Raw genomic sequence first — 23,170 nt, 5'->3', positions numbered from 1 at the left:
AGCTAACAAAGGAAAGCCACCTCTAATGGCTGCTTAACCTCTACTTTTAACTTCGGTTATTTATGGGAGGATTACCACTGAACTATATTAAAGTTTTTTCCACGTCATCGCTGTGGTGACATTTGCATGTTTGGCTTTACCAAATACTTTCATTTGGTTATTCGCCGTATTTAAACGCGCCTCAACTTTGTAAACTAGTCCATCATTTGGATCAAGCCATTGCCCTTGAGTAAATTGTTTTGGCGCTGAATTTGCAATTAATCCCTCTAAAGCCTGCATACCTTTAATTGGCTGATTCTTTAAAGCACCTTGGCATTTTGTACATAACCCTGCGTTACTTACACTTGCCGATGATAAATTCTGAGTAATTACGGCACTATATTGCAAAGATTTGGAGTTTTTACGAATCACAATTTCTGCAACATAGTAGCCTGTACGGTCATCAATGACTTTCCATGTACCAATTAATGGATCAAATGGCATGGCATTAACTGGAAAAATAAGCCCGAAACATAGTGCAATTGCACCTAAAAAGTTACGCATCATCATAAATATCAAATTAAGGAGTATAAACAGCACGCTTGTGCAAAATGGGCGCGATTATAGCAATTTATTCAAATTTAAAATAAATTTTTCATAAAAATTAAATATTTATTTGTTATGTGGTTGGTTTTATTTTACTAAAATTGTGATGTATGACTCTTTTTAAACATTTTATTTTTACTGGTTAAAGGATATTTGAATACTTATAGGCTTATTGCCTTGCAGTACTTTTAAGCAAGCTCATTTTAGCTTTCAACATTTAGCGCATTATGGCGTAAACTAGGCTTTCTTTTGATTTGAAAGTCAAAAATTAAAATTTGGCTTTACAAATACAAATCAAACTTTTGTTTTATTCAATTTAGTCTATTCATCTGCACGTTTTAGCTTAAATCTCAGTATTGTTAACAAGGTAAAGTCGCATGCTTAAGTGGTTCGAGAAACTTATAGATCCTTATCCAAATAAAGGTTTGACCGAACCCTTGCCAACCAAGTTTTTTCCTTTTGTTTGGCAAGCTGCTTCAGGCGTGCGTCCATATTTGCTGATACTGGTATTGTGTACAGCTGGGGCTGCTAGTTTTGAAGCCTTATTGTATGCAAAAATTGGCGATTTAGTGACATGGCTTAGCCAAAGCCAGCCAGATACATTTCTTGCACAACATCAGCAGAACTTAACTTTATTGTTTTTTATTTTATTGGCCAATATTTTCTTTGCCAGCGCACAATCTATCGTTAAACACCAAATATTGTATAGCGGCTTTCCAATGCGTTTACGTTGGCGCTTTCATAATTTAATGCTGCAACAAAGTCTGGATTTTTTCCATAACGATTTTGCCGGACGATTATCTGCCAAAGTCATGCAAACAGCTTTGGCAGTACGTGAGTTTTGGGTGATTTTGGGCGATATGCTCGCCTATGTCTTTATTTACTTTATTACAATCAGCATTGTACTTGGTGCAATTTCACCCATACTAATTCTACCGTTACTGGTTTGGTTAGCCTTATTTATTCTTGCAGCGACTTATTTTATTCCACGTTTAAGTAAAGTCTCGAACGAACAAGCCGATGCACGTGCAGTCATGACAGGACGTGTAACCGATGCCTATACCAATATTCAAACGGTAAAACTGTTTGCACATGCAGGCCGTGAAAGCCAATACGCCAAAGCGTCGATGCAAGAATTTATGGTGACCGTGTACAAACAAATGCGTTTAGGCGCTCAATATGAAATCAGCATCAATTTACTGAGTGTGGTGCTATATGTAGGAGTTTTGGGTACTGCAATTTGGCTCTGGCTCAATGGTCGTGCTGAGTTAGGTATTATTGCTGCAACTACAGCCATGATTCTTAAACTGAATAGTATTGCTGAGTTTATGATGTGGCAGACCTCTGCCCTGTTTGAAAATGTCGGAACCATCCAAGATGGTATGAAAACCCTTGGACGTCCAATCGCGATTCAGGACAAAGCCGATGCAAAACCATTACAAGTTGCTCAAGGTGAAATTCAGTTTAAAGATGTAAGTTTTGCCTATAACAGCAAAAATGTGATTGACCAGTTTAATTTAAACATTCGCGCAGGCGAAAAAATAGGAATTGTTGGGCGTTCGGGTGCAGGAAAATCGACCTTAATTCAATTATTGCTACATTTCTATCAGCTGAAACAAGGCACGATTAGCATTGATGGGCAGAATATTGAAGATGTCACTCAAGATAGCCTGCGTAAAAACATCGCCTTAGTTACCCAAGATACTTCATTGCTTCATCGTACCGTTGCAGAGAATATTAAATACGGTCGTCCAGAAGCGACAGATGAAGAAATGTATGAGGCTGTACGTAAAGCCAAAGCTGAAGAATTTATCCCACAATTGACTGATTTACGGGGCAAAAAAGGTTATGAAGCCTACGTGGGTGAACGTGGAGTAAAACTTTCAGGCGGACAGCGCCAGCGTATTGCAATTGCTCGTGTTTTCTTAAAAGATGCACCTATTTTAATTTTAGATGAAGCCACCAGTGCGCTAGATTCTGAAGTGGAAGCGGCAATTCAATCTAGTCTAGATGAGCTAATGCAAGACAAAACGGTGATTGCCATTGCGCACCGACTTTCCACTATTGCGCAGATGGATCGCTTAATTGTGCTCGATCAAGGACGTATTGCAGAACAAGGCACACATGATGAGTTAGTTGCTATGAATGGTATTTATGCGCAATTATGGCAACGTCAAACAGGTGGTTTCTTGATTGAACAAGATAAAATTCTAAAACCATCAGCTGATAAAAATTAGCATCTAAAGCATTATTTATCTTATTCGGGCTTTGATTAAATGCAGATGAATAGCATGAAGTCAAAGCCTGCTTTGTCTAACAATTTTCATAGAATTTCTTTAAATTTCATGCCAAGATGCAAAAGTCATCTGATTATATTTTCGGAGCTAACTCCTAAAAAAGAATGCTGAAAAATAGATGATGATGACGAACGCAAATTAAAATAAAACTTGCAAATGCAATGGAATATGCATGAAAACAATATCAACACGTCAGGAACAAGGTGTTCCTGGAGTATATGGCTTATTGGTTTTAGATGTTGTATCCCGCTGGGGATATAACGCAGATACCCTATTTGCACCATTTCAGCTAAACAGTGAAATGTTGGCAGCCCCTGAATTTCGAATTCCAACACCTGTTGCCAACGAATTAGTCAAACATGCCTTAAAACTGACTGGTGAAAATACGCTGGGCTATCATTTGGGCACACAAATGCGTATTTCCATTCATGGTTTTATTGGTTATGCCATTATGACTGCACATGAAATAAGTGATGCACTGGTATTGGCGAACCGTTTCATTCAGCTGCGTATGCCCTTTTTACAGCTATTTTTTTCGACCTTTGGAGAAAAAGCCAGCCTGCAGTTACAGTGTGATATTCACATGGAGCCTTTGCGCACAGAAATTGCAATTGCCTTAATGATTGGCATGATCACCATGACCAAAGCCATGACAGGCATGCAAGATTTTACAGGTGAAGTCGATTTTGACTTTCCAAAGCCAGAAGGCTTTGACCAATACATGGCTAAATTTCCCTATCATCAATTTCGTTTTGATCAACCTTATTTAGCACTCAGTTTTGATAAGCAATATCTTGGCTTAAAAATGATTAATGCAGATCCAATTGCCAGTCAAATTGCCATTAATCAATGTGAAGCAGAACTTTCTGCCTTGGGCGAACGTCGGCGTATTTCCATGCGTGTACGTGATATTTTGACTCATGCGGAACAACATTATTTAAGTATTGAGCATGTGGCTGACCATCTACACATGTCAGATCGCACCCTAAAGCGACAACTGGCTGCCGAAGGCACCTCTTTTTCAAATTTGGTGGATGAAGTGCGCTATCGGCATGCGACTTCGCTCTTGTCACGTACAGACTATACCCTAGAGCAAATTGCCGATGAGTTAGGCTATAGCGACGTGGCAAATTTTAGTCGTGCCTTTAAACGCTGGAGTGGACGCAGTCCGAGCAATTGGCGTAAAGATCCATATTTATAAACTTTTGTTTTTAGCAAAAAGCATGTATAAAACATGGCAAAAAGATTCGATACAATTTAAGGAGTTATCAAATGAATCACCCTGCAGACTTAAAATATGCAAGCACCCACGAATGGGTACGTATTGAAGGTGATTTGGTCGTCACAGGAATTTCAGACCATGCACAAGATGCTTTGGGCGATTTAGTTTATGTAGAAGCCCCAGAAGTTGGCCAACACGTTACTGCGGGTGATCAAGCTGGCGTAGTAGAATCTGTTAAAACAGCTTCAGATATTCATGCGCCTGTTTCTGGTGAAGTGGTTGAAGTGAATAGCAATTTGGAAGATGATCCTGATTTTGTGAATGATGAACCCTATGGCAAAGGCTGGATTTATAAAATCAAACCAGACAACATTGCAGATGTTGAAAAATTACTTTCTAGCGCTGAATACGAAGCTGGTTTATAAAATTTCAGTTACTCGTAACGGATACATAATTGAAAAATCAGCCTTAGGGCTGATTTTTTTATTCACACAATCTTAATTATCATATATTTATCTTATTGTGATAATTTGCCTATATAAAATTCAATAAAATTAAAGTTTTTCAATCATATTATTAAATAACTGTACTTTTCACATAAGTTGTTTTATTCTATCTTGCATGATAGCGCTGTACTCTGTCTTCAATAACAAATCATCTGCATAACAATGTACGCACAGCGTGATCGCTCCCATTCACAAGCTATAGGTTATTCCCATGTCCTCCGTAAATGCCGAACATTTATGGAATAAGTCGTTTATTCTCTGCTTATTCAATAACTTGTTCTTATTCATATTTTATTTTGCGCAAACGACAATTCTGCCTATTTATATTGTGAATGAGTTGGGGGGCAGTCTGTCACAAGCTGGTCTTGCAATGACCCTGTTCATGCTCTCAGCCATTGCGGTACGTCCATTTAGTGGACTGATTATTGAAAAATTTGGCTATAAAAAGACCTTATATGTGTCTGAAATCCTGTTCTGTTTATGCAGCGTGGCCTATATTTTTGCAGATAATCTACAATTTCTTTTACTTTTACGCTTCTTACATGGAATTTGGTTCAGCATTGTCACTACGGTAACAGTACCTATTGCCAATAATTTTATTCCTGACAGCCGTAAAGGTGAAGGTATGGGCTATTTCTTGGTTTCAGTGAATTTGGGTATTGTCCTTGGGCCATTAATTGGTTTAAGCCTAATTCAATCCATTTCTTATGCCAGTATTTCAACCTTATTATCACTTAGTGTCTGGGTTGGCTTTGCATTTTGTTTAATGATTCCAATAGCGAATAAAAAAACTGATGTAGCACCCGTACCTAAACGTAAATTAGGCTTAAATGATTTTGTCGAGACAAAAGCAATCCCTGTTTCACTAATGGCAATGATGGTGGCATTTTCATACGCCAGTATTATGTCGTTTATTTCAACATTTGCAGAATCACGCCACATGCTGTCTTATGCCAGTTTATTCTTTGTGGTGTTTGCAATTTCAATGATGAGTTTACGCCCCATTACCGGCAAAATTTATGATCGCAAAGGGCCAAGTTATGTGATTTATCCTGCCATTACCCTTTTTGCTTTGGGTTTAATTGTGTTGAGCCAAGTGCAAAGTGTCATCGGTATTATGTTTGCAGCTGTTCTAATTGGCGTGGGTTTTGGTTCAGCTCAGCCTTGTTTGCAAACAATTTCAATTCAGCGCTCACCTAAAGACCGTATTGGACATGCGACTTCAACCTATTTCTGTTGTTATGATATTGGTATTGCTATTGGCGCGTTGGTTCTAGGCTTTGTAATTGCAGGCTATGACTATACGGTGGCTTATTTGCTATGTGCTGTATTGACCTTTTTAAGTTTAATTTTCTATAAATTTGTGGTTGAAAAACCAAATAAATCTGTGGATGCTCATTCTTAATGTTTTTTGCTGAATCAAAACATTAGTGTATTGCATGATGTTATTACAGCATTTTTAATGCACGTGTAAAACAAAACCCCTTAATTATTCAGGGGTTTAATGTTTGTGTCATATCATTTTAAGCTGTCTTGGCTAGATTTTGACAGCTTAAGTTTTCTGCAACTTCAAGTAAGAGTTGCTCTGTTTTATCCCAGCCTAGGCAACCATCTGTGACCGACTGACCATAAGTCATATCACAGGAAATTTTTTGATTACCATCGACCAAATGGCTTTCTAGCATGATGCCACGTACTTGAGTTTGCTCACGCTCTGCCACAATTGTACGTAATACCTGTGGTTGTAATTGTGGGTCTTTATGACTATTGCCGTGGCTACAATCAATAATTAAAGCAGGCAACTGCCCTTTGCTTTTCGCTTTAATTTTCTCAATTTCTGCCAATTGGTAATTTGGGCCTGAATTTGAACCACGTAAAATTAAATGTGCGTGCGGGTTACCTTGTGACGCTAAAATTGATGGTAAACCAGATTGGCTCATGCCCATGAATTGATGTGGATGGCTTGCAGACTGAATTGCATCTAAAGCAATTTGAATAGAGCCATCTGTACCATTTTTAAAACCAATGCTATATGGCATTAGGCTAGAAATTTCTCGGTGAATTTGAGATTCGCTGGTACGTGCACCAATTGCACCCCAAGCCAGTAAATCATCAAAATAAGCAGTTGCCATTGGACTTAGAATTTCAGATGCAATTGGTAAACCCATTTCTATAATTTGTAAGTAGAGTTCACGTGACTTTTCTAAGCCTAGCTGCATATTGGCAGAGCTATCTAAGTCTGGGTCATACATAAAGCCTTTCCAGCCAACTGTAGTACGTGGTTTTTCGATATAAGCACGCATGACCAAAAATACATGATCTGAAATCTGGCTTTGTAATTGTTTTAATTTTTTTGCGTATTCAAGTGCAGCTTGTGGATCGTGAATTGAACAAGGTCCAGTAATGACCAATAAACGGGAGTCTGTACCCGCTAAAATATCTAGAATGGTTTGGCGGTGTTGTGCGACTTGCTGTTTTAACTCAATCGAAAGTGGAAACTGTGCTTTGAGTTGTTGCGGTAAGCTTAAACTAATTTCTGAACTGTTGTGCTGTTGTTGTAAAGCAGTATTTAAAGCATTCATTGGTTTGTTCCTTTGGACTGTGTTTCTGTTTACAGTCCGATCATTTATTTCAGCGTTATGGGTCTAATCGTTTGTAAGGTTTGAGTCATAAATTGACTAAAGTAAAACCAATAAAAGTTGCCAAAGTATGAATAATTAAGGTTATACATATTTTTCTCCAAAAAACTCATAAAAATCAAAATGAAATCGCAGGCATAAAAAAACCTGATCAGGGTTGCCGATCAGGTATCAACTGGTGGGCAACCTTTTTTGCCCGAACGCATCTCAGGCAATCATTTAAACTGCCAAAAGTAATAGTATGCGTTTACGATTAAAGGTTGCTTCAACATCTTGATTTCATCAAAAAATGAACTGTTAAAATTAAAATACGCTGTATTGTTCAGTTTGGCAATGCTTTTTCAAAAATATTTAACCTATATTTTTAATCCAAATTTGCCAACTGATAAGACTCATCCTAAGTCTTTTCAGTGTATCTATGCTGTTATTTTTTAAACCACTGCCCTATTTTTTGTCGGGCCGTTTGTTGTATTGCTGCTTTAGCAAAACGCAACTGCTCAGATAAATCTTCTGCATTGGGTAAAGAGCATTTTGCTAAGCGTATCCAGACACTGGCAAATTGCTGAGTAAAACTGGCTTCGTTGTAGTGAATACCGTATTCTGCACAAAGTGCTTTTACCTTAGGTGCAGCTTCTGCATAGCGGTTTGCAGGCATATCTGGAAATAAATGGTGCTCAATTTGATGGCTTAAATTACCACTTAAAATGTGTAACCACGCTGTGCCACTGAAATTACTAGAACCTCGAATTTGGCGTAAATACCATTCAGCTTTAGTTTCATTTGCAGTGTCATCTGCTTCAAAATTCTCGGCATCTTCAGTGAAATGTCCATTAAAAATCACCGCCGATGCCCATACACTGCGTATGATATTGGCGACCACATTACCCGCAAAAACTGGTAGTGCATTTGGCCCTGCAATAAGCGGGAAAAATACATAATCTTTCACAACCTGACGTTTTATTTTTTTACGAACATCACGTGCTTCATGCCAAACCTCACGCCATGTTTTTGTTTTATAGACTAAAACATCTTCTAAATGTAGTCGCTGAATACCCACATACCATTCAAAAAACAGCATCAGTTGAATCGCCAGCGGAATATTGAACAAAAAGCGTGGTTCCCAAGCCTGGGATTCACTCACACGTAGTAAGCCATAGCCGACATCATGGTCTTTTCCGACAATATTGGTGTAGGTGTGATGAATATAATTGTGGGTATATTTCCAGTCATCGCCCGTGGCAATGGTATCCCAGTCATAATTGGCACCATTCAAATGAGGATCGTTCAACCAATCAAACTGACCATGCATGACATTGTGTCCCAACTCCATATTTTCAACAATTTTGGATACGCCCAGCAATGCCGTCCCAAGCAACCACACAGGTGGAATCCAGCCTGCAAACATGAGCAAACCACGTGAAGTGATTTCACTATATCGCACAAAATTACGAATTTTATAAATATAAGCTGCGTCTTTTTCATTGAGACTTTGCATTATCTCTCGTCGAATTTCTTCAACTTTGGCACCAAATTCTTCAACTTGTGCAGCATTTAAAAATCGGGATTTACTATTTTCATTAAAATATACGGGCTTATTCATTGTTATGCCTCACATTTTTATAAATTGATGGTGACAGGAGTTAAAGCCTGCGAAATGCATAATTTGATTTGAGTATTGGGCTCATGGCTCACTTCACCCGTGAGCATGTTTTGCACGCTTCCATTGAGTTTGGTACAGGAACAGGTATTGCAAACACCCATACGACAGCCACTTGCAGGTTTTAATCCTGCATGTTCTGCACTGTCCAATAAACTACCTTGAGCCATAAAACTTTGTTGAGCACGTAAAAACTGTACGGGTTGTGCTGTAATGTTTTCATTTGCTCTGAACTGAAAAAATTCAGTTTTTAATTGAGCGAATATATCTAAGTCTTGATAGATTTGCTGCGCACTTTTCATCAAAGCTGCGGCACCGCAGGCATAGCACATCCGCTGCTGAAAATCTGGAATATACTGCTGAATCAGTTCAAGCTGTAAGTGTTGCTGTTGCTGAGTCGTATTAAAATAATGCAATTTAAATTGAGGATACTGCTGAAGCAGTGAGTGCAACTCTGGAAGATAAGCATCATCGCGACTGAAATAAATCAAATCTAAACTTTGAGTGCTTTTCTTTAAGTGCTCGACTGCGAGTGCATAAATTGCGGTAATGCCGCTGCCCGAAGCAAGCAATAAAGTTGCCTGTTTGTGTGCAGATACATCTAGTATAAAGTCACCTTGCGCTTGTGAAATTTCCAGCACATCACCACGTTTTAAATTACATAGTGCATGTGAAACTCGACCTTGCTTTTTTACTGCAATGACGACATTACCCTGCGCTGTAATTTCTACCACAGAATAGCTGCGTTGCTGGCGGACACCTTGCAAAGTCAGCGTAACTAAAATACTTTGACCTGCACGTACATTGTTTTGCTTAAAGTTCTGATTAGGCCGAAGTTTAAGCTCAACAAAATCATCACTTAAATTACGTTGTGAGATGAGTTCTGCTTTGACTTTTTTCCATACCCAAGTGGGATGAACTTTTTCTGCTATAAAATCGATAAAATCTTCACGAATCCATTCGGGTTGATAGGCTGTAATGCTCATGTTCATTCCCCTTGCGATAATGTTTTTAATTAAAATACAAATGTTCTTTATTTCTTGATTGAAGATAAAACTTGAGGTTTGGCTGCACCATGTCATTACAGGACAAAGCCGTGTCTTTAGAATTTTATTATGTGTTTTTGTCTAACAATTTAAGGTGGTGGGGACGTTAGCTGAACTTAAAAACTTAATAAAAAAACCAAGCCTAAGCTTGGTTTTGATGTTTTTATTTATTGAATCAAAATGTTATTCATCAAAATGAATTACACTACGAATTGATTTACCTTCATGCATCAAATCAAAGGCTTCATTGATTTGTTCAAGTTTCATGGTATGGGTCACAAAAGGTGCCAATTGAATATCACCACGCATGGCTTCATTTACCATTTCAGGAAGTTGTGAACGACCTTTCACGCCACCAAATGCTGTACCTTTCCAAGTACGGCCTGTAACCAACTGGAATGGACGGGTTGAAATTTCCTGACCCGCACCTGCAACTCCAATAATAATTGACTGCCCCCAACCACGGTGTGCACACTCCAAAGCCGAACGCATGACATTGGTATTGCCAATACATTCAAATGAGTGGTCTACCCCCCAACCTGTTTTTTCAACAATAACTTCCTGAATTGGGCGGTCATAATCTTTAGGGTTTAAAAATTCAGTTGCACCAAATTGTTCTGCCAGTTTGAATTTCTCAGGGTTAGTATCAATCGCAATAATACGGCTGGCTTTGGCTTTACGTGCACCTTGCACGACAGCTAAGCCAATTCCACCTAAACCAAACACTGCAACGGTATCGCCTTCTTGGACTTTGGCTGTGTTTTTAACTGCCCCCAAACCTGTCGTTACACCACAACCCAATAAACAGACCTGTTCGTGATTGGCTTCAGGGTTAATTTTAGCCAAAGAAACTTCTGCAACCACAGTATATTCACTAAAAGTTGAACAGCCCATGTAGTGATAAATTGGCTGCCCGTTATATGAAAAACGTGTTGTTCCATCGGGCATGACACCTTTACCCTGTGTAGCACGGACTGAAACACATAAGTTAGTTTTACCTGACTTACAGAATAAACACTCACCACATTCTGCGGTGTATAGTGGAATCACGTGATCGCCAGGTTGTACACTGGTCACACCTTCGCCTACTTCAACAACAATTCCTGCACCCTCATGGCCTAAAACTGCAGGAAAAACACCTTCAGGATCATCACCCGATAAAGTGAATGCATCGGTATGACACACCCCTGTATGGGTAATTTTGACCAAGACCTCACCTACTTTAGGCGGAGCAACATCAATTTCAACAATTTCGAGTGGTTGACCAGGGCCAAAAGCGACGGCTGCACGTGATTTCATGAGCACATTATCCCTAAAAAATTTGATTAACAGATGACTAACAGTATCCTCTTTCTATTGCGCGTTTCAAGCATTAACATGAATAGAATATCAACGTATAACAATATGCTAGAGAAGACTTAAGAATAATGACGCAAACCCCAACACAGTACAGGCTTGGGATATTGGCTTTTGCAGCTATTTTACTGACAGGATGCAGTTTGCCTATGAATCAAGCAAGTAAAGATAGTCCTGTAGAACACTATGTAGATCATTGGCTAAATGGCAATGAAATTGATGCACATTTGGCCAAAAATCTCACTGCTTATTTGGCACTGAACGATGCGTTCAGTAGTATCGCCTCGCGTTTATACTTGATTCAAAAAGCACAGCATCATTTAGATTTACAATATTATATTTGGGAAGATGACTTAATTGGTCAGCTAATGCTGGCTGAACTTTTAAAAGCTGCAGATCGCGGGGTAAAAGTACGTTTATTGATTGATGATCAAAACGGTACGCAACTTGATTCGACCTTAAAAAGACTGGTTCAGCATCCTAATTTTGAAATTAAAATCTTTAATCCCTACAAGTTTCGTAATATTCGCGTCTTGGATTACCTGTTTCGATTTAAGCAGATTAACCACCGGATGCACAATAAACTGATTATTGCCGATGGCGCGATTGCCGTTACAGGTGGCCGTAATATTAGTCGTGAATATTTTGATGCCAGTGAAAACTTCCAATTTACCGATATGGATATTCTGTTTTATGGCAGTGCAGTCCCACAGGCCAATGCTGTATTTTTAGACTTTTGGAATGATGAATTAAGTTATTCAGTGCATCAGCTACTCGGTGCAGGCAGCGCAGTTCAACTTAGAGAATTGCGTAATCTTTATGAACAAAATGCAAAATATAAAGATAAGATTCGTGAACGGGTTGCCAGTGCGCAAGAAGAAGTCAGCATTAAATTGGAACAGCACCCTGTACAGTGGGTGAATGCACATTTTGTGGCGGACTCTCCGAATAAAATTCGTGGCAATGCTGAAACTGAGCAACTTATTTATCAGCAAATGCTCAATATTATGGGCGAACCCAAACAGCATTTGGAATTAGTTTCTGCCTACTTTGTTCCAACCGAAAAAGGCATGCATGCCCTGACCAATTTAGCGAAAAATGATATACAAATTCGGGTGCTTACCAATTCTTTTCTAGCTAATGATGTGCCCTTGGTACATGCGTTTTACCAGAAATATCGGGTAGATTTACTCAAGTCAGGTGTGCAATTATACGAATTTAAACCCTATATAGAGCGCAAAAGAAGAACTTGGTATGAAGTTGCAACGGGCAATGTAATTCCCGCCAAAGGTAAAAATGCTTCAAGTTTACATGCTAAATTCTTTGATATAGATGGTATGGTATTTGTAGGTTCTTTTAATTTTGATCCACGCTCTGCCAATTTAAATACTGAGGTCGGTTTAGTTCTAGAGTCAGAACAGCTTCAAAATGATGTTTCTCAATCTTTAGACCAATACTTACCGCAAATTGCCTATCAACTCAAATTAAATGAAGATGATGAACTGATTTGGTTAGATCACCAAGCCGACGGCAGTGTTAAAACCTATACCCATGACCCCGAAACCACAAAGTTCCAACGTTTTATGATGCATGCAATCTCTTATTTACCCATTGAATGGATGATGTAATGACATTGTAGTGTCTTTTATAGAGTCTAATAAAATACGTATTGATTGTGGATACCAATCACAAGATTAGTTAATATTAATATCAAAAGTTACTTATAGTAAGCCGATTTCTTTAAATAAGCTTAAATAGGCTTCTGCCTTTTTCTCTAAAGCCAAAGGATAAGCGCGTGATGAAGATGGCATGCGGTATAAACGTATCTCACGATTAGCCAAGTAACTTTGTGTCGACTGCCCAATCTGAGGTTTTTCTGTTTCTACTGGCATTGACTGCATGAGGGTATCTGTAGCTTTATCACCTGTAGTCATAATACTGCGGCATTCAGGCATCTGCTTTAAAAGTGCTGCAATATCCATATTTTGATGAATCTGCAAAAACTTATCGGAAGCATTGCCCTTGAGTCGAATCACCTGTTGCGCCGTATCAGAAATAGCGATTCCTGTTGCATTTAAGAACTCAATAATTTTATTTAAATGAAAGTTTTTATGTTCTAAATCTAAAAAATAGTTTTTATCTTGAAAAAAGCATAAACCAAAAATTCGCCACATATCGTTTTGATAATTCGGATAGTAAAAATCCATTTTCCAGCGGCTTTTTGGCGGAGGAAAACTACCCAACATTAACAGCTTAGCATTGGCGGGTAAAAAGGGTTTAAGCGGATGGGTTTCTATTTTGGAATCAGTCATTTATAGATAAAGTGTTTTATATTTTCAAATTCAGCTAAGACATTACTGTGCGGGCAACTTCATAATGGTTTTTATGTAATTTCCCTTGATTGAATAACCAGGTCGCAACTTCTGGCCAGAAGTACATGGCAGATTTAGATGCAAGCCCATACATAGGACGTGGAAAATTACCATCTCCACGTTTATTTTGAGCATATAGAGATAATGCTTGACGAGTCATACCCGCACGTTCAGCCATTTCGGCCAAAGTAGAATATCCTTGCTCTTCCACAATCAAATCATGAAATCCTAATGAGCGAATATCGTTTAAAGCAGAGCTAACAGCTTGTTCTGCATTGTCAGCTTCACGATCAAATTCAAGATAAATTGTATCGTTATAGCTACAAAGTAATGCATCATCACAACCCGCTTCAAAAAATTTATCTTCTAGTTCGGATAGATTAGCACGTGCATCACGTACCACAACGGTAAAGTGATAGTTATTCATAGCTCATCTCCATTACATTGCTTTAGCTTACGCAGGATTTGCTTTGCATGTGTTTCAGGATCTTTAGGTGTGCTCCACACACTCATTTGATGTTCCGTATGACCTAGGATAAAATGCATGTCCTGACTTGCCAGAGTCGACAACATCCCAACTTCAACAGCATAGTCAATCGCTTCGCGAATATGCTTATTGGGATGTTTCTTCATTTTTCCACCTTTATCTATTTTTTAACTATAGTATCATGTTGACCAATGTCAACAAAAGAATTATCAAAAAATTACCTGAATTTATACTTAGTATTACATCTATTTTAAAACCACGCTAAAACCCTATCCGCAACGTCTTTCCCCCAAATTTTATAAATTTCTTTACTCGGATGAAAACCATCTTTTGCCATTTCTAGATTCATGGACTGATATTTCTGAATATCGTATTCGATCCACTGCATAGCATCGTGTTGTGCAACAAATTGGGCTAATTTTTGATTCATTTGCTGTGCATATTGACCAAATAACCATGCCAAAGGGTTGGGCAATGCTGGAAATAAATGCATTGGTGGTACGCCTGTTGCAATAATCAATTCAGGTTGAAATTTATCCTGAATTAACTGATAAAACTGCTGTTGTTGCTTTATCCATTTTTGTGCAGACATGAGTTTAGTAACATCATTCACACCAACTGATGTCACAACGACGTCATATTTTTGATTGCTAAGTTTTTGTGTTTGATGAATAACTTGTGCTGTATTGTTACCCGATTGTGCTTCCAAACACCAATGCAGCTGATATTGATGTTTTAACTCAGCAATCATTGCACCGAGTAAGGCATCTTGCTGATGTTCTACGCCTACACCCGCAGCAGCGGAGTCGCCTAAAATTAATAATGACAGTGGTCGGCCTTGCCCTGTAATACCCTTACGCTCACCTGAGGGTTCGGGCAGCCTTATAGTATTTTTCTTCACTCTACTGCCCTGTATTACTAAGGCTGGAATTAAGGCAAGGGTTGCCGTTTTTAACCACATACAACTTTCACTCTAAAAGACAAAGGCAGTAAAACTAAAAAGTAAACGCTCAAATATAAAAATAGCACCCCATCATTTAAAGTGAGTCATGTATAACTCATCATCTTTAAATTTTAGGATGCTAATCTGAAAATCAAAACATCACTGTTTAGCCCAGTTTATTCACCAGTTTTAATGGTAAGACTTTCATGGCTAAACCAAGTGGCAACCATGGCCATTTAGGTACATAAGCCTTAATAGGTGCTTTTTCAATTTCTGCGGCAAGTAAACGTGAACCTGTTTTTTCATCCACCTCAAACGGTAATTTTTTTGCACCTTCGTTAATCTCGGTACGTATATAACCTGGGAAAATTGTGGTGACTTGAATAGGCGTATCAATTAGTTCTGCACGAATACCTTCTGCTAAATGTGCCACTGCAGCTTTACTTGCGCCGTAAGCAGTCAGATGTTTTGGCATACCACGAATGGCACTCATAGATGAAATCATCACCAAATGCCCTGAATTTTGCTCACGGAAAATTTCAACTGCTGCTTCACACTGTGCCAAAGCCGAAATAAAGTTGGTTTCTACCGTAGCTTTGTTGATGGCAAAGTTGCCTTTACCAATGCGACGTCCTTCGCCCACACCTGCATTGACAATAATTCGATCCAACTGTCCAAAGTTTTGTTTAAATTCACGAAATACCTGAAATACTTGATCGTAATTGGTAACGTCCAAACTTTTAGCAATCACACGAATACCATATTGCTGCTCAAGTTCCTGTTTCAATGTTTCTAAACGCTCTAAACGTCGTGCACAAATGGCAAGGTTATAGCCCTTTTGAGCGAATTCACGCGCCATACCTGCGCCAATTCCAGAACTTGCACCTGTAATTAGAATTGTTTTTGTCATGGTTCGATCCTTGTTAAATCCAAGTCAATAAATTTGAGTTTTCAGCTTTAATAAAATGATGTTCATTTAAGCTTAAGAGTTGTGGCTCGCTGCCCACCAAGCGTAAAGTGGTGATGCTTGAGTTGGTAATCGCCCAGTTCAATGCAAAGGTTTTATTGGGCGTTAAGCCCAAAATTTTACCTGCCGCGACAGAAATGACACCACCCGAAGTAAACACAACTGCATAACGTGGCTGCTTTTGTGCCAAGTCGGCACATAAATTTTGTAAGGCATCTTCCACACGTTGTTTGAAATGCGGCCAAGATTCTTCATATTCATCGTGATATTCACCACCTGTCCAGCGCTCAATTGCACCTTCAAAAATCTTTGCCAAATACGCACGAGGATTCACCTCTTTAGCCACATCCTGCTTCATGAGTTCAGGTTGATTAAAACGCGGCTCATACTGCGCAAAGACTTGTTGATGATTAAACTCATTCCAAGCACTGTCCGTTTGAATTTCAACTTCAGGAAAACACTCTGCTAAAGCCAATTGCGCCGTTTGCTGATGACGCTGCATTGAACCTGCAACCACAAAAGGCGCTTCTTTTAAAATACGTTCAAAGTAGCGACCGAGTAATTTTGCTTGTAATTCACCATTAGGAGAAAGTTGGTCATAACTTTCTGCACCAAACGAAGCTTGCCCATGACGAATTAAATAAATAGTGGTCATTTCGGCATGAGTTCCTTAAATTTAGCGATGTATTTTTGTGCCAGTTCATTGGCTTCTAGCTTTTGTAAACCAATAAGCTTCAACGCACGAATATGCAAGGCATGAATCACAATCCAGAAATCCTTAAACGCAGGATTGTTGGTTTGTTTGTGGTAATAACGATAATAAATTTGTTGAGCAATCACGGCCAAACGGAAAATTCCGAATACTTCATAGAAAGTCCAGTTGTCAGTGCTTAATCCAGTTTTTTGCAAATAGTAATCCACCACTTGCTGACGCGTGAACATACCTTTTAAATGCGTTGGTTGACGACGAGTGGCTTTAAAAATTTGGTTGTCCGTATCTTCTACCCAATATGCCAAAGCCGAGCCTAAATCCATAAGTGGATCACCCAATGTCGCCATTTCCCAATCCAGCACACCAATAACTTGCGTCGGATTTTTCGGGTCTAAAATGACATTATCAAAACGCCAGTCATTATGAATAATGCAAGTTTTTGAATCGGCTGGAATATGGTCTAACAACCATTTACGCACATACTTAAAAGATGGCACGTTAATGGTGTGTGCTTTAGCATAGCGAGCATCCCAACCTTCTACTTGACGTCGGCAATAGCCATCACCCTTGCCAAATTTTTCAAGTTCCGTACCCAGATAAGGCACTTGATGCAATTCGATAAGTTTATCAATGACATTCACACAAAGTTCATGCACTTGCGTTTCGTTAAACTCAAGTTCAGGCGGCAATTTAGCACGTGGAATAATCCCTTCAATGCGTTGCATCACGTAAAAATCACAGCCAATTACAGATTCATCCTGACACAAAGCCACCATTTCGGGTAATACAGGATAAAATGGTGCTAAATTCTTTTGCACATGATATTCACGTGCCATGTCGTGGGCAGATTTGGCCTTAGTACCTTTAGGTGGACGACGTAAAATTAAATCGGTATTGCGATACTTGAGGCGATAAGTCCAGTTTGATGCACCACCAGAATATTGTGTGACTTCTACAGGTTCAACGACTTCTACATTTTGTTGTTTTAACCATGCCGTGACCGCCTGAATATCGAGCTCTTCGCCTTCGCGTACTGTGCCGCCTACATCAATAACTGACATTATTTTTCCCTAATTTTCTATCTTTTTAAATCTAGCATAAATTTTCTGCGTTCTCTTAAGATGTATAGGCAATATCAACAATATTGCCAAATACCATACAAGGGACACAGGAAAAAGTGTGTGCTAATGCCTTATTTTTTACGACTGCTACGGTAGCCACGTTTTGCCAACTCGAGTTTAGCAATCATGCCTTTGTGTACTTCATCAGGCCCATCGGCAAGACGTAAACTACGGGCTTGAGCAAAGAAACCTGTGAGTGGTGTATCTCTAGACACGCCTGCACCACCATGAATTTGCATGGCCATATCCACAACTTTTTCCAAAACGCTTGGTGCAACAACTTTAATTGCGGAAATTTCAGTCAATGCCGCCATGTTGCCTAAAGTGTCCATTTTATAGGCTGCATATAGGGTTAATAAACGCGCCTGATCAATGGCAACACGCGCTTCTGCCACACGTTCCAAATTACCACCAAGTTTTAAAATTTCCTTACCAAATGCGGTACGGCTCATGCCGCGATCGATCATCAATTCTAAAGATTTTTCGGCTGCCCCGATGCAACGCATGCAGTGGTGAATACGGCCTGGCCCTAAACGACCTTGTGCAATTTCAAAACCTTGCCCTGCACCGCCAATAAAGTTTGCGACAGGCACACGCACATTATCAAAACTAACTTCACCATGACCATGAGGTGCGTCATAATCGCCAAATACAGGTAACATGCGCTCAATTTTAACGCCCGCAGTATCTACAGGCACTAAAACCATAGAGTGTTGGTGATGTCGGTCTTTGCTTTCATCAGGGGTATGCGCCATAAAAATAATAATTTTGGCATTTGGATCGCCTAAACCCGAAGACCACCATTTACGACCATTTAAGACAATTTCATCACCATCTACCACAGCTGTCGCCTGCATATTGGTGGCATCACTTGAAGCCACTGCAGGTTCAGTCATACAAAATACTGAACGAATTTTGCCTTCTAGCAGCGGTGTGAGCCATTCTTGTTTCTGTGCTTCAGAACCATAACGCCACAAAACTTCCATATTGCCGCTGTCTGGTGCATTACAGTTAAAAACCGTTGGCGCAATTAAACTGCGACCACTGAGTTCTGCAATGTGTGCATATTCTTGTACCGACAAGCCCTGCCCCAATTCTGGACATGGTAAAAACATATTCCACAAGCCAGCAGCTTTGGCTTTGGCTTTTAGTTGTTCTAATTGTGATGGCCATTGCCATTTGGTCCAATCACCACCCTGATTCAGCTCATGGACTTCTGCCCAAAATTCGGCTTCAATTGGCTCAATTTCTTGGGCAATAAAGGCTTTGGTACGTTCTATATAGTCTTTGGCACGTGCAGATAGCTCAAACATGGTTCAAATCCCTTAAAATATTGTATTCATTGCTTTACAACACCTTAACTTGAAAACTAATATGAACAAAATGATTTAATTCAATAAAACACTATGAATCATATTCATAATAATGCAAAAATTGATCTTGCTGCTTTTCATCGTTTAGACATCAATTTATACCCAATGTTTGTTGCAATTTATGAACAGCGCAGTATTTCCAAAGCAGCACAAATTTTGTGTATCAGCCAATCTGCTGCCAGTCATGCTTTGCAACGTTTAAGACAGCATTTACAGGATGATTTACTGGTGCGTAATGGCAATAAAATGTTGCCTACTCCTTTTGCCGAGCAAATTTATCCCACCATAAAAAATGCCTTGTTGGCCATTCAAAGTATTGCGGTACAAAAACAGCAGTTTGAACCCAATATGCTGCAATCACTTAAAATTGCTGTGCATGATGAAATTGAACCGATTATTTTCCCTAAATTGGTGGCGCATTTTCAAAACCTGAATCTAGATATTCAATTTTTTAGCCACAAATTAGAGCGTAAAACGGTTTTGGCCGATTTGGCTGCCCAGCAAATTGATTTTGTCATTGATTTAGAACAAAACTTTGGCGATAAAATCCAGTTTCAATCTTTGGTACAAGATCAATTTGTAGTGTGTAGCCAATTAAATGAAATGACGACGGAACTGTATTTATCATCTGCGCACATTGGGGTTTCATCGCGCCGTACAGGTATGTTGCTTGAAGATATTTATTTGCATCAAAAACAATTATCACGACAGGTTTTTTTACGTTGTCAGCACTATTCTACAGCCTTACAAATTTTGCAGCAGCATCCACAAGCGATTTTGACCATACCTGAAATGATCTTAAAACATTTAAGTATCAGTCAAAAACTGAAGATTTTTACCGTTCCTGTAGACTTGCCTTTGATTAATATGGGGATGTATTGGCATAAAGATTTACAGGAAAATTCAAGACATCTTTTTTTAAGACAGGAAATTTCTAAAATTTTTGCTTAGGCTATTTTGGTCAATTGGTACTATTAGTGCTTTCCTCATTTTTAAACCAACTTAAAAATGTCGGCTAAAACGACGGCGATAATCTAAAGGAGTCAGCCCTGTTTTCTTTAAAAATAAACGGCGAAACGAACTGCTGTCATTGTATCCAACTGCCAGCATGATCTGCTCAACGGTATAGTCAGTTTGTTCTAATTGTTTACGTGCAGCTTCTATACGCATGGCCTGTAAATATTGATTCGGTGCTAAATCCAATGCTGCTTTAAAACGGCGAATGAGGCTGCGGGTGCTTAGATTGAAATGCTGAGCGATCTCATCTAAGTTAAAGTTTTGCGAATAATGCTGTTCCATCCAGTTTTGAACTTCCTGCACTAACGCATCTTGATGTGGTTTAGCAATTTTCATTAAGGAGTATGACAACTGGCTGTCACGGCGATAATCAATGACAAAAGATTTTGCAGTCTGAATCGCAACTTCAAAGCCATAAAAACGCTCAATTAAGTGCAAACCCAAATCAAACCATGCTAATCCCCCTCCTGCACAGTAGATATGATCTGCATGGGTAATCATTCGCTCTACTTTTAATTCAACTTGTGGATAGCGCTGCTTAAAAATAGCCTCAAAACCCCAATGCGTCGTAGCCTGCTTGCCGTTTAGAATTCCCGCTTCTGCCAAAAAGAAATTGCCTGTGCAATTTGCCGCAATCATGAAATGCTGCTGCTGTGCGTACTGTAAAAAATTTATCAACTCTGGTGTTCGTTGCAGCACAGACAATAAAGCGGCACCAATGGTTGGTACAACCACAAGGTCTGCATGTTGAATTTCCTGATAGCTCAGTTCTGCATACATTTTAATGCCGTTAATACATTGAATACTTTGCCCATTGGGACTGGCAATTTTCACTTCAAACAGACGTTCAATCTGCTGGTTTTGAATACGGTTCCAACTGGCACCTGCCAGAGAAAATAAATCAACAATACCTGTAATGGCCGATGCCAAAGCACCATCAAAGGCTAGAATTACCACTTGCTTCATTGTTCTAATTCAATTTGTCACTTTTAGCTGCTTTGATGTCATTATTGACAATCGTCAGCTAATCTAGCAACTGTTATTTTTAACCTCAATATAAAAATATTCGGGTAAACCATGACACAGCTCATCAATGATCAAGATTTAGAATTTATGTTGTATCAGGTATTTAATGCTGAGCAATTGAACTCGTTTGAGCGTTATAAGGAACATGACAAAGTCACTTTTGACAGTATCCTGCATACAGCCAAAGGCATCGCCTGCGATTATTTTGCAGCGCATAACAGCAAAGCTGATCAGCAAGAACCGAGTTTTGATGGAAAAAAGGTAGAAACCATTGCCGAAGTGAAAACTGCATGGCAACAGTTTGCCAACGCAGGTTTGCTCTGTGCACAGCATGATTATGCAGACGGCGGCATGCAATTACCTACGCTCATCAATATGGCTGCAAATGCCTATTTTATGTCAGCCAATCCATCTACAGTAGCCTATTCATTCCTGACTGCTGCCGCAGCCAATGTAATTCAAGCGTTTGGCACAACAGAACAAAAACAGCGCTTTCTTCCACACATGTTCAGTGGCCGCTTTTCTGGCACGATGGCACTGACAGAACCGAATGTTGGCTCATCTTTAGGAGATTTGACCACTAAAGCCATTCCTCAAGCAGATGGCCAATACCTGATTAAAGGCCAAAAAATGTTTATTTCAGGTGGTGATCAAGACATTACCGAAAATATTGTGCATTTGGTTTTGGCACGTATTCAAGATGCACCCCAAGGGGTAAAAGGCATTTCCCTATTTATTGTGCCTAAATTCAGAACGCATTTAGATGGTACATTAGCAGAAGCCAATGACGTACAACTTGCCGGCTTATTACACAAAATGGGCTATCGTGGCACAACATCTACCGTACTGAATTTTGGTGAGCAAGATGCTTGCTTAGGCTATTTAATTGGTGAAGCGGGTTCTGGTCTTAAATATATGTTTAAGATGATGAATGAGGCTCGTGTTGGTGTGGGTTTAGGTGCAGCTATGATTGGTTACCGTGGCTATTTGGAATCTTTGGAGTATGCCAAACAGCGTCCACAAGGTCGTTTAGCGACTGAGAAAAATCCTAACAGCAAGCCTGTTAACATTATTGAACATGCAGATGTAAAACGTATGTTGTTGGCACAAAAGTCTTATGTTGAAGGTAGTTTGGCCTTATGTTTATTTGCTGCACGTTTAATAGATGAACACCAAGCAAATCATGATACTGACAGTGAAATTTTACTGGATTTAATTACCCCTATTGTAAAGTCCTTCCCTTCTGCTTATGGCCCTAAAGCCAATGATTTGGCTATTCAGGTTTTAGGTGGTGCGGGCTATACCCGTGATTATCCTATAGAGCAATATTATAGAGATAACCGACTGAACCCAATTCATGAAGGTACTTTCGGGATTCAGTCATTAGATTTACTGGGACGTAAATTATGGCAGCATCAGGGTAAAGGCCTGAGCTTACTCATGCAGCGAATACAGCAAACGCTTACTGAAGTCTCCCACCCTGAAATACAAACCCTGGCCACGATTTTCCGTAGTCATTTGGACACTGTACAAAAGACCACACAAACTCTTGGTGCAGCCTTACAACAAGGCAAAATTCAGGAAGGACTGGCAAATTCAGCCTTGTATTTAGATATGATGGGTAAAACCATGATTGCTTGGCTCTGGTTAGAGATGGCCAACAAAGCACATTTGCATTATGCAGCATCTACACAGGAGCAAGACCAACACTTTTGGTTAGGGAAATTGCAAGCCGCTCGCTATTTTATACGTTGGGAGTTGCCTGAAATAGAGCATCAAGCCAAACTATTGTGTAGTTTTGATGATAGCTGCTCAGCCATGCAAGCAGACTGGTTTTAATTGAT

Annotated in this window: 21 protein-coding genes; 7 read left to right on the top strand and 14 right to left on the bottom strand. The window is 39.3% G+C overall.

The window, feature by feature from the left end; translation table 11 throughout:
* Positions 1-87: 87 nt before the first annotated feature.
* Positions 88-546, bottom strand: coding sequence for a DUF2147 domain-containing protein (locus HHA42_RS06465; protein WP_168461155.1), 459 nt, complete (start codon positions 544-546; stop codon positions 88-90).
* A gap of 416 nt (positions 547-962) precedes the next feature.
* Between HHA42_RS06465 and HHA42_RS06460 the strand changes: the two genes are divergently transcribed.
* The 4 genes from HHA42_RS06460 to HHA42_RS06445 all read left to right on the top strand — a co-directional run bounded on the left by HHA42_RS06460 (position 963) and on the right by HHA42_RS06445 (position 6,015).
* Positions 963-2,822 carry an ABC transporter ATP-binding protein gene (locus HHA42_RS06460; RefSeq protein WP_168418308.1) on the top strand — a complete coding sequence of 620 codons (1,860 nt, stop codon included), beginning with the start codon at positions 963-965 and terminating at the stop codon, positions 2,820-2,822.
* A gap of 232 nt (positions 2,823-3,054) precedes the next feature.
* The gene (locus HHA42_RS06455; protein ID WP_168461103.1) at positions 3,055-4,083 is read left to right on the top strand and encodes an AraC family transcriptional regulator; all 1,029 of its coding nucleotides are present in this window, start codon (positions 3,055-3,057) and stop codon (positions 4,081-4,083) included.
* A 71-nt stretch (positions 4,084-4,154) separates the two neighbouring features.
* Complete coding sequence (gene gcvH, locus HHA42_RS06450) at positions 4,155-4,529, top strand: glycine cleavage system protein GcvH (RefSeq protein WP_168418306.1); 375 nt, start codon at positions 4,155-4,157, stop codon at positions 4,527-4,529.
* A gap of 292 nt (positions 4,530-4,821) precedes the next feature.
* The gene (locus HHA42_RS06445; RefSeq protein WP_168525837.1) at positions 4,822-6,015 is read left to right on the top strand and encodes an MFS transporter; all 1,194 of its coding nucleotides are present in this window, start codon (positions 4,822-4,824) and stop codon (positions 6,013-6,015) included.
* Between the two features lie 118 nt (positions 6,016-6,133).
* Here the strand turns inward: HHA42_RS06445 and HHA42_RS06440 are convergent, their stop codons facing one another.
* The 4 genes from HHA42_RS06440 to HHA42_RS06425 form a co-directional block, all read right to left on the bottom strand.
* Positions 6,134-7,192 (bottom strand): 3-deoxy-7-phosphoheptulonate synthase, encoded by a 1,059-nt coding sequence (locus HHA42_RS06440; RefSeq protein WP_168525835.1) that lies wholly within the window; start codon positions 7,190-7,192, stop codon positions 6,134-6,136.
* Positions 7,193-7,673: 481 nt separating this feature from the next.
* Positions 7,674-8,849, bottom strand: a complete 1,176-nt coding sequence (locus tag HHA42_RS06435) for an acyl-CoA desaturase (protein ID WP_168461106.1) — start codon at positions 8,847-8,849, stop codon at positions 7,674-7,676.
* Between the two features lie 17 nt (positions 8,850-8,866).
* Entirely contained in the window at positions 8,867-9,892 is a 1,026-nt protein-coding gene (locus HHA42_RS06430) for an FAD-binding oxidoreductase (RefSeq protein ID WP_252726305.1), read from the bottom strand.
* Positions 9,893-10,135: 243 nt separating this feature from the next.
* The gene (locus tag HHA42_RS06425; RefSeq protein ID WP_168461108.1) at positions 10,136-11,251 is read right to left on the bottom strand and encodes an S-(hydroxymethyl)glutathione dehydrogenase/class III alcohol dehydrogenase; all 1,116 of its coding nucleotides are present in this window, start codon (positions 11,249-11,251) and stop codon (positions 10,136-10,138) included.
* Positions 11,252-11,457: 206 nt separating this feature from the next.
* On the opposite strand from HHA42_RS06425, the gene HHA42_RS06420 reads away from it, so the two are divergent.
* Positions 11,458-12,936, top strand: coding sequence for a phospholipase D family protein (locus tag HHA42_RS06420; RefSeq protein WP_168461109.1), 1,479 nt, complete (start codon positions 11,458-11,460; stop codon positions 12,934-12,936).
* Between the two features lie 93 nt (positions 12,937-13,029).
* Here the strand turns inward: HHA42_RS06420 and HHA42_RS06415 are convergent, their stop codons facing one another.
* From HHA42_RS06415 to HHA42_RS06380, 8 genes are all read right to left on the bottom strand, one after another.
* Entirely contained in the window at positions 13,030-13,620 is a 591-nt protein-coding gene (locus HHA42_RS06415) for a uracil-DNA glycosylase family protein (protein ID WP_168418299.1), read from the bottom strand.
* A gap of 34 nt (positions 13,621-13,654) precedes the next feature.
* Positions 13,655-14,107 carry an XRE family transcriptional regulator gene (locus HHA42_RS06410; protein ID WP_168418298.1) on the bottom strand — a complete coding sequence of 151 codons (453 nt, stop codon included), beginning with the start codon at positions 14,105-14,107 and terminating at the stop codon, positions 13,655-13,657.
* On the bottom strand, positions 14,104-14,313 hold the full coding sequence (locus HHA42_RS06405) for a hypothetical protein (RefSeq protein ID WP_168461110.1): 210 nt from the start codon (positions 14,311-14,313) through the stop codon (positions 14,104-14,106). Before HHA42_RS06405 ends, HHA42_RS06410 begins: the two co-directional genes overlap by 4 nt.
* Positions 14,314-14,417: 104 nt before the next feature.
* Complete coding sequence (locus tag HHA42_RS06400; RefSeq protein ID WP_168418297.1) at positions 14,418-15,128, bottom strand: SGNH/GDSL hydrolase family protein; 711 nt, start codon at positions 15,126-15,128, stop codon at positions 14,418-14,420.
* Positions 15,129-15,276: 148 nt separating this feature from the next.
* On the bottom strand, positions 15,277-16,020 hold the full coding sequence (locus HHA42_RS06395; RefSeq protein WP_168461111.1) for an SDR family oxidoreductase: 744 nt from the start codon (positions 16,018-16,020) through the stop codon (positions 15,277-15,279).
* 13 nt (positions 16,021-16,033) lie between these two features.
* Positions 16,034-16,732, bottom strand: a complete 699-nt coding sequence (locus HHA42_RS06390; RefSeq protein WP_168525831.1) for a histidine phosphatase family protein — start codon at positions 16,730-16,732, stop codon at positions 16,034-16,036.
* A complete protein-coding gene (locus HHA42_RS06385; protein ID WP_168525829.1) occupies positions 16,729-17,850 on the bottom strand; it encodes a phosphotransferase family protein in 1,122 nt (373 codons plus the stop codon). Before HHA42_RS06385 ends, HHA42_RS06390 begins: the two co-directional genes overlap by 4 nt.
* A gap of 131 nt (positions 17,851-17,981) precedes the next feature.
* Positions 17,982-19,223 (bottom strand): acyl-CoA dehydrogenase family protein, encoded by a 1,242-nt coding sequence (locus HHA42_RS06380; RefSeq protein WP_168525827.1) that lies wholly within the window; start codon positions 19,221-19,223, stop codon positions 17,982-17,984.
* A 93-nt stretch (positions 19,224-19,316) separates the two neighbouring features.
* Here HHA42_RS06380 and HHA42_RS06375 point away from each other — a divergent pair, with 93 nt between their 5' ends.
* On the top strand, positions 19,317-20,234 hold the full coding sequence (locus tag HHA42_RS06375) for a LysR family transcriptional regulator (RefSeq protein WP_168525825.1): 918 nt from the start codon (positions 19,317-19,319) through the stop codon (positions 20,232-20,234).
* Positions 20,235-20,285: 51 nt separating this feature from the next.
* Here the strand turns inward: HHA42_RS06375 and HHA42_RS06370 are convergent, their stop codons facing one another.
* Positions 20,286-21,266 carry a helix-turn-helix domain-containing protein gene (locus HHA42_RS06370; RefSeq protein WP_168525824.1) on the bottom strand — a complete coding sequence of 327 codons (981 nt, stop codon included), beginning with the start codon at positions 21,264-21,266 and terminating at the stop codon, positions 20,286-20,288.
* A gap of 111 nt (positions 21,267-21,377) precedes the next feature.
* On the opposite strand from HHA42_RS06370, the gene HHA42_RS06365 reads away from it, so the two are divergent.
* Positions 21,378-23,165: an acyl-CoA dehydrogenase gene (locus HHA42_RS06365; RefSeq protein WP_168525822.1), complete on the top strand. Its 1,788-nt coding sequence runs from the start codon at positions 21,378-21,380 to the stop codon at positions 23,163-23,165.
* Positions 23,166-23,170: the final 5 nt, after the last annotated feature.

Origin of the sequence: Acinetobacter sp. A3 (assembly GCF_012371415.1) — a bacterium.
Taxonomy (GTDB): domain Bacteria; phylum Pseudomonadota; class Gammaproteobacteria; order Pseudomonadales; family Moraxellaceae; genus Acinetobacter.
Note: the sequence above shows the minus strand (reverse complement) of the source record. Positions and strands in the feature narration are given on the sequence as shown.

What these genes read in the sequence shown, in the direction of transcription:
- HHA42_RS06465 (WP_168461155.1), bottom strand. Translation starts at nt 546, where the DNA reads ATGATGCGTAACTTTTTAGGTGCAATTGCACTATGTTTCGGGCTTATT.
- HHA42_RS06460 (WP_168418308.1), top strand. Translation starts at nt 963, where the DNA reads ATGCTTAAGTGGTTCGAGAAACTTATAGATCCTTATCCAAATAAAGGT.
- HHA42_RS06455 (WP_168461103.1), top strand. Translation starts at nt 3,055, where the DNA reads ATGAAAACAATATCAACACGTCAGGAACAAGGTGTTCCTGGAGTATAT.
- gcvH (WP_168418306.1), top strand. Translation starts at nt 4,155, where the DNA reads ATGAATCACCCTGCAGACTTAAAATATGCAAGCACCCACGAATGGGTA.
- HHA42_RS06445 (WP_168525837.1), top strand. Translation starts at nt 4,822, where the DNA reads ATGTCCTCCGTAAATGCCGAACATTTATGGAATAAGTCGTTTATTCTC.
- HHA42_RS06440 (WP_168525835.1), bottom strand. Translation starts at nt 7,192, where the DNA reads ATGAATGCTTTAAATACTGCTTTACAACAACAGCACAACAGTTCAGAA.
- HHA42_RS06435 (WP_168461106.1), bottom strand. Translation starts at nt 8,849, where the DNA reads ATGAATAAGCCCGTATATTTTAATGAAAATAGTAAATCCCGATTTTTA.
- HHA42_RS06430 (WP_252726305.1), bottom strand. Translation starts at nt 9,892, where the DNA reads ATGAGCATTACAGCCTATCAACCCGAATGGATTCGTGAAGATTTTATC.
- HHA42_RS06425 (WP_168461108.1), bottom strand. Translation starts at nt 11,251, where the DNA reads ATGAAATCACGTGCAGCCGTCGCTTTTGGCCCTGGTCAACCACTCGAA.
- HHA42_RS06420 (WP_168461109.1), top strand. Translation starts at nt 11,458, where the DNA reads ATGAATCAAGCAAGTAAAGATAGTCCTGTAGAACACTATGTAGATCAT.
- HHA42_RS06415 (WP_168418299.1), bottom strand. Translation starts at nt 13,620, where the DNA reads ATGACTGATTCCAAAATAGAAACCCATCCGCTTAAACCCTTTTTACCC.
- HHA42_RS06410 (WP_168418298.1), bottom strand. Translation starts at nt 14,107, where the DNA reads ATGAATAACTATCACTTTACCGTTGTGGTACGTGATGCACGTGCTAAT.
- HHA42_RS06405 (WP_168461110.1), bottom strand. Translation starts at nt 14,313, where the DNA reads ATGAAGAAACATCCCAATAAGCATATTCGCGAAGCGATTGACTATGCT.
- HHA42_RS06400 (WP_168418297.1), bottom strand. Translation starts at nt 15,128, where the DNA reads ATGTGGTTAAAAACGGCAACCCTTGCCTTAATTCCAGCCTTAGTAATA.
- HHA42_RS06395 (WP_168461111.1), bottom strand. Translation starts at nt 16,020, where the DNA reads ATGACAAAAACAATTCTAATTACAGGTGCAAGTTCTGGAATTGGCGCA.
- HHA42_RS06390 (WP_168525831.1), bottom strand. Translation starts at nt 16,732, where the DNA reads ATGACCACTATTTATTTAATTCGTCATGGGCAAGCTTCGTTTGGTGCA.
- HHA42_RS06385 (WP_168525829.1), bottom strand. Translation starts at nt 17,850, where the DNA reads ATGTCAGTTATTGATGTAGGCGGCACAGTACGCGAAGGCGAAGAGCTC.
- HHA42_RS06380 (WP_168525827.1), bottom strand. Translation starts at nt 19,223, where the DNA reads ATGTTTGAGCTATCTGCACGTGCCAAAGACTATATAGAACGTACCAAA.
- HHA42_RS06375 (WP_168525825.1), top strand. Translation starts at nt 19,317, where the DNA reads ATGAATCATATTCATAATAATGCAAAAATTGATCTTGCTGCTTTTCAT.
- HHA42_RS06370 (WP_168525824.1), bottom strand. Translation starts at nt 21,266, where the DNA reads ATGAAGCAAGTGGTAATTCTAGCCTTTGATGGTGCTTTGGCATCGGCC.
- HHA42_RS06365 (WP_168525822.1), top strand. Translation starts at nt 21,378, where the DNA reads ATGACACAGCTCATCAATGATCAAGATTTAGAATTTATGTTGTATCAG.